8 protein-coding genes are annotated in these 8,969 nt (G+C 62.6%); 6 read left to right on the forward strand and 2 right to left on the reverse strand.

Annotated elements, in window-relative coordinates; all coding sequences use genetic code 11:
• Positions 1-73: 73 nt before the first annotated feature.
• Both ACW9I6_RS27630 and ACW9I6_RS27635 read right to left on the reverse strand, forming a co-directional pair.
• Positions 74-490 (reverse strand): DUF3010 family protein, encoded by a 417-nt coding sequence (locus tag ACW9I6_RS27630; RefSeq protein WP_457340053.1) that lies wholly within the window; start codon positions 488-490, stop codon positions 74-76.
• A gap of 42 nt (positions 491-532) precedes the next feature.
• The gene (locus ACW9I6_RS27635) at positions 533-934 is read right to left on the reverse strand and encodes a lysozyme inhibitor LprI family protein (RefSeq protein WP_003216930.1); all 402 of its coding nucleotides are present in this window, start codon (positions 932-934) and stop codon (positions 533-535) included.
• Between the two features lie 219 nt (positions 935-1,153).
• On the opposite strand from ACW9I6_RS27635, the gene ACW9I6_RS27640 reads away from it, so the two are divergent.
• From ACW9I6_RS27640 to etfB, 6 genes are all read left to right on the forward strand, one after another.
• Positions 1,154-2,131 carry a dipeptidase gene (locus ACW9I6_RS27640; RefSeq protein WP_003216932.1) on the forward strand — a complete coding sequence of 326 codons (978 nt, stop codon included), beginning with the start codon at positions 1,154-1,156 and terminating at the stop codon, positions 2,129-2,131.
• A 76-nt stretch (positions 2,132-2,207) separates the two neighbouring features.
• Complete coding sequence (locus tag ACW9I6_RS27645; protein ID WP_008430647.1) at positions 2,208-2,738, forward strand: DUF5943 domain-containing protein; 531 nt, start codon at positions 2,208-2,210, stop codon at positions 2,736-2,738.
• A 15-nt stretch (positions 2,739-2,753) separates the two neighbouring features.
• Positions 2,754-4,814, forward strand: coding sequence for a dimethylglycine demethylation protein DgcA (gene dgcA / locus ACW9I6_RS27650; RefSeq protein ID WP_087694764.1), 2,061 nt, complete (start codon positions 2,754-2,756; stop codon positions 4,812-4,814).
• A gap of 157 nt (positions 4,815-4,971) precedes the next feature.
• On the forward strand, positions 4,972-6,912 hold the full coding sequence (gene dgcB, locus ACW9I6_RS27655) for a dimethylglycine demethylation protein DgcB (protein WP_008430650.1): 1,941 nt from the start codon (positions 4,972-4,974) through the stop codon (positions 6,910-6,912).
• Entirely contained in the window at positions 6,912-8,132 is a 1,221-nt protein-coding gene (etfA, locus tag ACW9I6_RS27660; protein WP_008430652.1) for an electron transfer flavoprotein subunit alpha, read from the forward strand. The genes dgcB and etfA overlap by 1 nt, the downstream gene beginning before the upstream one ends.
• A 10-nt stretch (positions 8,133-8,142) precedes the next feature.
• Entirely contained in the window at positions 8,143-8,913 is a 771-nt protein-coding gene (gene etfB / locus ACW9I6_RS27665; RefSeq protein ID WP_102370063.1) for an electron transfer flavoprotein subunit beta, read from the forward strand.
• The last annotated feature ends 56 nt before the right edge of the window (positions 8,914-8,969 follow it).

Raw genomic sequence — 8,969 nt, forward strand, 5'->3', positions numbered from 1 at the left:
AGTCGGTACATGTATTGACTGACACACCGCATTCGCGAGCAAGCCCGCTCCCACAGGGGATGTGCGATGTAGCTTATTTCTTGAGCAGGGCTGAACACGCGGCTTTGAAGGCCTCATGCTGATACTTGTTCAGCGTCGCCGGCAGGGCAAAGTCATGTTTCTTGTTCTGCGCATTGATGGTCTGCGGCGACAGCAGCGTCACTTCAACGCCCTCCAGCAACTGAAACACACCTTCAATCTTGAACGTAGTCGGGCCACCGGCGAATTCGCCTTTCTTGCTGCGCTTCTTGATGGCGATGCGGCTGATGCCGTTTTCCCGCACAAACGCGCTGACCTGAGTGGCGAAGGCCTTGACGTTGGCCGCCTCATCATCGTCTTCAAGGGCGATTTTCTTGGTGGCCAGGGCTGCATGGCTCAATGCCTGACCGTCGAGAGAGGCGACAGCAATAATGGCTTCGCTGCCTTTGATTTCGATGCCGCAGATTGTCATGAATAGCCTTGGTTCTGAGTAAAGAGTGGAGGGGATTGTCGCTTATTCCTGCCCAATCGACTCCAAAAACTCCGACCGTTCATCACTCATCCGCGCCAGACAATCATTCTGCTGGATCGCATATGCCTTGCTTCCCGCCACTGCCGGAAAGGTATCTACGGCGCAATCCGCATCACGTAACTTTTCCCACTTCTGCTGGGCATCCTTCAGACGAGCGGTAATGTCCGCCAGCTGCGTCTTGTTGCTGCCATAGGTCGAACCCATGCGTTCCAGCAAGCCCTGGTAGTTATCCTTGAGCAGTTGTTCGGCGGTGGTTTTGTTGTAGGTGGCGCATTCCAGGGTTTGCTTGTCGTTCTCGATGCCATCGCAGGGCGTGCTGTCGGTGTCTTCAGCGGCGTGTACGCCGGTTGCGATGAGTGCCAAAGCCAGGAAAATCGATTTCATTGCGCCGTCTCATATCAGTTGATGAGCAAATTCTGGCTCAAGCGTAAGACAAAGAACAGACACCCGTCAGAGATGTCATGTTGGCCTTTGTCGCGGATTGACGCTTTCGGCAATTCCCTTGTCGTTTTTGCACCCGGCTCCTTCTGCCCCGGGGCATATGCTGGCCCCAAAGCGCCGGCAGACGATTCGGCGCATGAATCGCCAATAAGGGGACGCCTGATGAGCCCAGCCGAATTGCACGCCGACAGCATCGTTATCGACGGGCTGATCATTGCCAAGTGGAACCGCGACCTGTTCGAAGACATGCGCAAGGGTGGCCTCACCGCTGCCAACTGCACTGTGTCGGTATGGGAAGGGTTCCAGGCCACCATTAACAACATCGTGGCCAGCCAGACCCTGATTCGCGAAAACAGCGACCTGGTGATCCCGGTGAAAACCACCGCCGATATCCGTCGCGCCAAGGAACAGGGCAAGACCGGCATCATCTTCGGCTTCCAGAACGCCCACGCGTTTGAAGACCAGCTCGGCTACGTCGAGATCTTCAAGCAGCTCGGGGTTGGCGTGGTGCAGATGTGCTACAACACCCAGAACCTGGTGGGCACCGGCTGCTATGAGCGCGATGGCGGCCTGTCGGGCTTCGGTCGCGAGGTCGTCGCCGAGATGAACCGCGTCGGCATCATGTGCGACCTGTCACACGTGGGCTCCAAGACCTCCGAAGAAGTCATCCTCGAATCGAAAAAGCCGGTGTGCTACTCCCACTGCCTGCCTTCAGGCCTCAAAGAGCACCCGCGCAACAAGTCCGATGAAGAGCTGAAGTTCATCGCCGACCACGGTGGCTTTGTCGGCGTGACCATGTTCGCGCCGTTCCTGGCCAAGGGCATCGACTCGACCATCGACGACTACGCCGAAGCCATCGAATACACCATGAACATCGTGGGCGAAGACGCCATCGGCATCGGCACCGACTTCACCCAGGGCCATGGCCAGGATTTCTTCGAAATGCTGACCCACGACAAGGGCTACGCCCGCCGCCTGACCAGCTTCGGCAAGATCATCAACCCGCTGGGCATCCGCACCGTGGGCGAGTTCCCGAACCTCACCGAGACCCTGCTCAAGCGCGGCCATCCCGAGCGCGTGGTGCGCAAGATCATGGGCGAAAACTGGGTCAACGTCCTGAAGGACGTCTGGGGCGAATAAGCCACCACTCACGCCTCTTTTCCCCCAACCTTATGCGTTGGGGGCTTACCAAAGCATTTTCCGGAGTTAAGTTTCCATGGCCAAGATCGCCCCTCAATTGCCTATCGAAGTCGACAGCGAAACCGGTGTCTGGACCTCCGACGCCCTGCCGATGCTGTACGTGCCGCGCCATTTCTTCGTCAACAATCACATGGGGATCGAAGAAGTTCTGGGCAGCGAGGCCTACGCCGAGATCCTCTACAAGGCCGGCTACAAATCCGCCTGGCACTGGTGCGAAAAAGAAGCTGAATGCCACGGCCTGGAAGGCGTCGCAGTGTTCGAGCACTACATGAAGCGCCTGTCGCAGCGCGGCTGGGGCCTGTTCAAGATCCAGGACATCGACCTCGATAAAGGCACCGCCAGCGTCAAGCTCGAGCACTCGGCGTTTGTCTACGTGTACGGCAAGGTCGGGCGCAAGGTCGACTACATGTTCACCGGCTGGTTTGCCGGCGCGATGGACCAGATTCTCGAAGCCCGCGGCAGCAAGATCCGCACCGTTGCGGAACAGGTATACGGCGGCTCCGAAGAGGGCCACGACGACGGCCTGTTCACCGTCAAGCCGTTGTAAGTCGAGGACCCTGCCATGGCTTTCGAAGCAATGTTTGCGCCGATCCAGATCGGCAAACTGACCATCCGCAACCGCGTGCTCAGTACCGCCCACGCCGAGGTGTATGCCACCGACGGCGGCATGACCACCGACCGCTATGTGAAGTACTACGAAGAGAAAGCCAAGGGCGGGATCGGCCTGGCGATCTGCGGCGGTTCTTCCAGTGTCGCCATCGACAGCCCGCAAGGCTGGTGGAAGTCGGTGAACCTGGCGGATGACCGGATCATCCCGCACTTCCAGAACCTGGCCGACGCCATGCACAAGCATGGCGCCAAGATCATGATCCAGATTACCCACATGGGCCGTCGCTCGCGCTGGGACGGCGAGCACTGGCCCACGCTGCTGTCGCCTTCGGGCATCCGCGAGCCGGTGCACCGCGCCACCTGCAAGACCATCGAGCCTGAAGAAATCTGGCGGGTGATCGGCAACTACGCTACCGCTGCGGCACGGGCCAAGGCGGGTGGCCTGGACGGTGTGGAACTGTCGGCGGTGCACCAGCACATGATCGACCAGTTCTGGAGCCCTCGGGTCAACAAACGTACTGACGAATGGGGCGGCAGCTTCGAAAACCGCATGCGTTTCGGCCTTGAGGTGTTGAAGGCGGTACGCAAGGAAGTCGGCCCGGATTTCTGCGTCGGCATCCGTTTGTGCGGCGACGAATTCCACCCGGACGGCTTGTCCCACGAGGACATGAAACAGATCGCCAAGTACTACGACGACACCGGCATGCTCGACTTCATCGGCGTGGTCGGCTCGGGGTGCGACACCCACAACACCCTGGCCAACGTTATCCCGAACATGAGTTATCCACCGGAGCCGTTCCTGCACCTGGCGGCCGGCATCAAGGAAGTGGTCAAGGCCCCGGTGCTGCACGCGCAGAACATCAAGGACCCGAACCAGGCCACGCGCATCCTGGAAGGCGGCTACGTGGACATGGTCGGCATGACCCGCGCCCACATCGCCGACCCGCACCTGATCGCCAAGATCAAGATGGGCCAGATCGACCAGATCAAACAGTGCGTCGGCGCCAACTACTGCATCGACCGCCAGTACCAGGGCCTGGATGTGCTGTGCATCCAGAACGCCGCCACTTCCCGTGAATACATGGGCGTGCCGCACATCATCGAGAAATCCACCGGGCCAAAACGCAAAGTCGTGGTGGTGGGTGCCGGCCCGGCCGGGATGGAAGCGGCGCGGGTGGCTGCCGAACGTGGCCACGACGTGACGTTGTTCGAGAAGAAAGAATTTATCGGCGGGCAAATCACCACTGCATCGAAAGCCCCGCAGCGTGACCAGATTGCCGGGATCACCCGCTGGTTCCAGTTGGAACTGGCGCGCCTGAACGTCGACCTGCGCCTGGGTGTGGCGGCGGACGCGGCGACCATCCTCGACCTGCGCCCGGACGTGGTGGTGCTGGCGGTGGGCGGTCATCCGTTCCTGGAGCAGAACGAACACTGGGGCGCGGCTGAAGGCCTGGTGGTCAGCAGCTGGGACGTGCTCGACGGCAAGGTTCTACCTGGCAAGAACGTGCTGGTGTACGACACCATCTGCGAGTTCACCGGCATGTCGGTGGCCGACTTCCTCGCGGACAAGGGCAGCCAGGTCGAGATCGTCACCGACGACATCAAGCCGGGCGTGGCCGTGGGCGGTACGTCGTTCCCGACGTACTACCGCAGCATGTACCCCAAGGAAGTGATCATGACCGGCGACATGATGCTGGAAAAGGTCTACCGCGAAGGCGACAAGCTGGTGGCGGTGCTGGAGAACGAATACACCGGGGCCAGGGAAGAGCGGGTGGTGGACCAGGTGGTGGTCGAGAACGGCGTGCGTCCGGACGAAGAGCTCTACTACGGGCTCAAGGCAGGCTCGCGCAACAAGGGCCAGATGGACATCGAGGCCCTGTTCGCGATCAAGCCGCAGCCGTGCCTGAGCGAGCCGGGCGAGGGGTACTTGCTGTTCCGCATTGGTGACTGCGTGGCCCAGCGTAATACCCACGCGGCCATCTATGACGCCCTGCGCCTGTGCAAGGATTTCTGACGAGGTGTACTCGGTCAAATGTGGGAGCGGGCTTGCTCGCGAAGCGGTGTGTCAGCCACTGGATGCATCGACTGACACGCTGCCTTCGCGAGCAAGCCCGCACCCACATTTCGGGCCAGTTTCACAGTAGACCTGTGTGGTCTTTGGGAGCTTCACCATGTTGAACACCCTTCTTCCCATCCTGCTCTTCGCCGCCCTGGGCCTTGCCGTCCTCGGCGCGCTGCGCCGGGTGAACATGTGGCGCCGCGGGAGGTCCTCCAAGGTCGACTTGCTCGGCGGCCTGTTGGCCATGCCCAAGCGCTACATGGTCGACCTGCACCATGTGGTCGCCCGCGACAAATACATCGCCAACACCCACGTCGCCACCGCCCTGGGCTTTGTGCTCTCGGCGCTGCTGGCGATCCTGGTGCACGGTTTCGGCCTGCATAACCGCATCCTCGGCTACGCCTTGCTGTTGGCTTCGGTGCTGATGTTTGTCGGCGCCACCTTCGTCTACCTGCGCCGTCGCAACCCGCCTGCACGCCTGTCGAAAGGCCCGTGGATGCGCCTGCCGAAAAGCCTGATGGCGTTCTCTGTGAGCTTCTTCCTGGTGACCTTGCCGGTGGCCGGGATTCTGCCGGCGGACTTCGGCGGCTGGCTGCTCGCCGCGCTGCTGAGCCTGGGCGTGTTGTGGGGCGTGTCGGAAATGTTCTTCGGCATGACCTGGGGCGGCCCGATGAAACACGCCTTCGCCGGTGCCCTGCACCTGGCCTGGCACCGCCGCGCCGAACGCTTCGGCGGCGGCCGTTCCACCGGTTTGAAACCCCTGGACCTCGCGGATAAAAGCGCGCCCCTGGGCGTGGAAAAACCGGTGGATTTCACCTGGAACCAACTGCTCGGCTTCGACGCCTGCGTGCAGTGCGGCAAGTGCGAAGCCGCGTGCCCGGCGTTCGCCGCCGGCCAGCCACTGAACCCGAAAAAACTTATCCAGGACATGGTCGTCGGCCTGGCCGGTGGCACCGACGCCAAGTTCGCCGGCAGCCCGTATCCTGGCAAAGCCATCGGCGAACACAGCGGCAACCCGCACCAGCCAATCGTCAATGGCCTGGTGGACGCCGAGACCCTGTGGTCGTGCACCACTTGCCGCGCCTGCGTGGAAGAGTGCCCGATGATGATCGAGCACGTGGACGCCATCGTCGACATGCGCCGCCACCTCACCCTGGAAAAAGGCGCGACCCCGAACAAGGGCGCCGAAGTCCTGGAAAACCTGATCGCCACCGACAACCCGGGCGGTTTCGCACCGGGCGGGCGGATGAACTGGGCGGCGGATTTGAACCTGCCCTTGCTCAGCGACAGGAAAACCGTCGACGTGCTGTTCTGGGTCGGCGACGGTGCCTTCGACATGCGCAACCAGCGCACCCTGCGCTCGTTCGTCAAAGTGCTGAAAGCCGCCAAGGTCGACTTCGCCGTACTGGGCCTTGAAGAGCGCGACAGCGGCGACGTGGCCCGGCGCCTGGGCGATGAAGCGACTTTCCAGCTGCTGGCCGCACGCAATATCCAGACCCTGGCCAAGTACAGCTTCAAGCGCATCGTCACCTGCGACCCCCACAGTTTCCACGTGCTGAAAAACGAATACGGCGCCTTTGATGGCAACTACCTGGTGCAGCACCACAGCACCTACATGGCCGAACTGATCGACGCCGGCGCCCTGAACCTGGGCCAGCACAAAGGCAACAGCGTGACCTATCACGACCCGTGCTACCTGGGCCGCTACAACGGCGAGTACGAGGCACCGCGCCAAGTGCTGCGTGCGCTGGGGATCGAGGTCAAGGAAATGCAGCGCTCCGGTTTCCGCTCGCGCTGCTGCGGTGGCGGTGGCGGGGCGCCGATCACCGATATTCCTGGCAAGCAGCGGATTCCCGACATGCGCATGGAAGACATCCGCGAGACCGGCGCCGAACTGGTGGCCGTGGGTTGTCCACAGTGCACGGCGATGCTGGAAGGCGTGGTCGAACCGCGTCCCTTGATCAAGGACATTGCCGAACTGGTAGCTGACGCGTTGCTTGAAGACGCGGCACCGGCCAAGGCGCCGAAACGCGAACCTGCGGAGGTGCATTGATGAGCGACATTATTCGCCGCGACCCACGGGCCGAATGGATCGCCCGTAACCGCCTGCACCCGCTGCACGCGGCGATGCAGCCGGTGCAACACAGCTGGATGGGGCCCAATGGGGTCATCCGCAAGAACGTGCACGGTGTCGGTTTTATCGGCCCCAACGGCATCAAGCGTATTGACCGCAGCGGCGCCCAGCAGGGCGGCGCGGCCAAGCGTACGGCAGCGGTGGAAGTGCAGTTGCCGCTGCATCAGGTACCGGCGCCCGCTTTCTACATCAACGTGGTGCCGGACATGGTCGGCGGCCGCCTGAGCAGCCACGACCGCGACTTGCTGGGCCTGGCCCGGCAGCTGGCCGGCGACGACGGTGCGGTATTGGCCGTAGTGTTCGGCGAACACAAGGAAAACGCCTTCGCCACCGCCGGTGTGGATCGGCTGCTGGTGTTGGACGGGCATGAGTTCGACGGTTATTCACCGGAGCAACGGGTTCACGGGCTGCGGGCTGTGGATAACCAGTTCAACCCGCGCCACTGGTTGCTGCCGGACAGCCGCAGCGGCGGTGGTGAATTGGGGCGGCGCTTTGCCGCCAGCCTCAAGGAGCGCCCGGCCACGCGGGTCTGGCAGATCAAGGGCCAGGAATGTATTGGCCGTGCAGGTGCGGGTCAGGAGGATCTTGCCCGCCCACTGCCACGGATGATCCTGGCTGCGGCGGAGTGCGCCGATCCCGTCAGCGAAACCCGTCACGAAGTGCTGCCGGTGGAGTTATCCACAAGCCTGGCCCGCAGCCTTGCGCGTATCGAAGATTTGGGTGCGGTGGCCGTGGACCCGGCGGCGATTCCCATGGCCGAAGCCGAATTTATTTTCTCCGGTGGCAACGGGGTCAAGGACTGGGCGCTGTTCCACCAGACTGCTGCCGCGTTGGGCGCCACCGAAGGTGCTTCGCGGGTGGCGGTGGACGACGGCTTCATGGCGCGCGATCGCCAGGTCGGCGCCAGCGGTACCTGGGTCACCGCGCGGGTTTACGTGGCGGTGGGGATTTCCGGGGCGATCCAGCACCTTCAAGGCATTGGTGCCTGCGACAAGGTGGTGGCGATCAACCTCGACCCGGGCTGCGACATGATCAAGCGTGCCGACCTGTCGGTGATCGGCGAAAGCGCCGCGATACTGCAAGCCTTGATCGTTGCGGTCGAGGCCTACCGCCACGGTGCCAAGCGCGATGCAGCTTAAGGAAATGGCCATGACGACGAATGTAATCAGCCTGGTGTCCATCGGTGCCCACCCGACTTCCGGCCGTCCACGCCGGGCCGAGCAAGACGCGCGCGCAGTGGAACTGGGCCTGCAACTGGCTGGGGATAACCTGCAAGTGCTGCACGCCGGCGACATCGGCGAACCCACCCTGCGCGCTTACCTGGGCATGGGCTTGCCTCAGTTGCACGTGCTTGAACAACCGGCCGGGGCAGACGCCTTGCCGGTGCTCGGCGACTATCTGCGGGACGCGGGCGCCCAAGTGGTGCTCACCGGCAGCCAGGCGGAAACCGGCGAAGGCTCGGGCATGTTGCCGTTCCTGCTGGCCGAGCAACTGGGTTGGCCGCTGATTGTCGGCCTGGCCCAGGTGGAATCCATCGAAGGCGGCGTGGCCCATGTGCTGCAGGCCTTGCCTCGCGGCCAACGGCGGCGGCTAAAGGTGCGCCTGCCGTTTATGGCCACGGTGGATAACGCGGCGCCCAAGCCACGGCAAAGCGCCTACGGCCCGGCGCAACGCGGTGAGCTGACGGCCCATGACGTCGAGGTGTTGGAGGATGAGTTATTCACAGGCGCTGTATTGCAGCCGGCCAAGCCTCGGCCCAAGCGCCTCAAGGTGATCAAGGCCAAAAGCGGTGCCGACCGGATGAAGGCTGCAACGGCCAAGGCCAGCGGCGGCGGTGGGCAGGTGCTCAAAGGCGTGAGCCCGGAAGCGGGCGCTGAAGCCATTCTTAAATTGCTTATAGAAGAAGGTGTAGTGCGCTGATCCACTGTGGGAGCGGGCTTGCTCGCGAAGGCGGCGCATCAGTCGACGCATCTATT

It is taken from the genome of Pseudomonas sp. SDO5522_S412, from assembly GCF_054071215.1.

What these genes read in the sequence shown, in the direction of transcription:
- ACW9I6_RS27630 (WP_457340053.1), bottom strand. Translation starts at nt 490, where the DNA reads ATGACAATCTGCGGCATCGAAATCAAAGGCAGCGAAGCCATTATTGCT.
- dgcA (WP_087694764.1), top strand. Translation starts at nt 2,754, where the DNA reads ATGGCTTTCGAAGCAATGTTTGCGCCGATCCAGATCGGCAAACTGACC.
- etfB (WP_102370063.1), top strand. Translation starts at nt 8,143, where the DNA reads ATGACGACGAATGTAATCAGCCTGGTGTCCATCGGTGCCCACCCGACT.
- ACW9I6_RS27640 (WP_003216932.1), top strand. Translation starts at nt 1,154, where the DNA reads ATGAGCCCAGCCGAATTGCACGCCGACAGCATCGTTATCGACGGGCTG.
- etfA (WP_008430652.1), top strand. Translation starts at nt 6,912, where the DNA reads ATGAGCGACATTATTCGCCGCGACCCACGGGCCGAATGGATCGCCCGT.
- ACW9I6_RS27645 (WP_008430647.1), top strand. Translation starts at nt 2,208, where the DNA reads ATGGCCAAGATCGCCCCTCAATTGCCTATCGAAGTCGACAGCGAAACC.
- ACW9I6_RS27635 (WP_003216930.1), bottom strand. Translation starts at nt 934, where the DNA reads ATGAAATCGATTTTCCTGGCTTTGGCACTCATCGCAACCGGCGTACAC.
- dgcB (WP_008430650.1), top strand. Translation starts at nt 4,972, where the DNA reads ATGTTGAACACCCTTCTTCCCATCCTGCTCTTCGCCGCCCTGGGCCTT.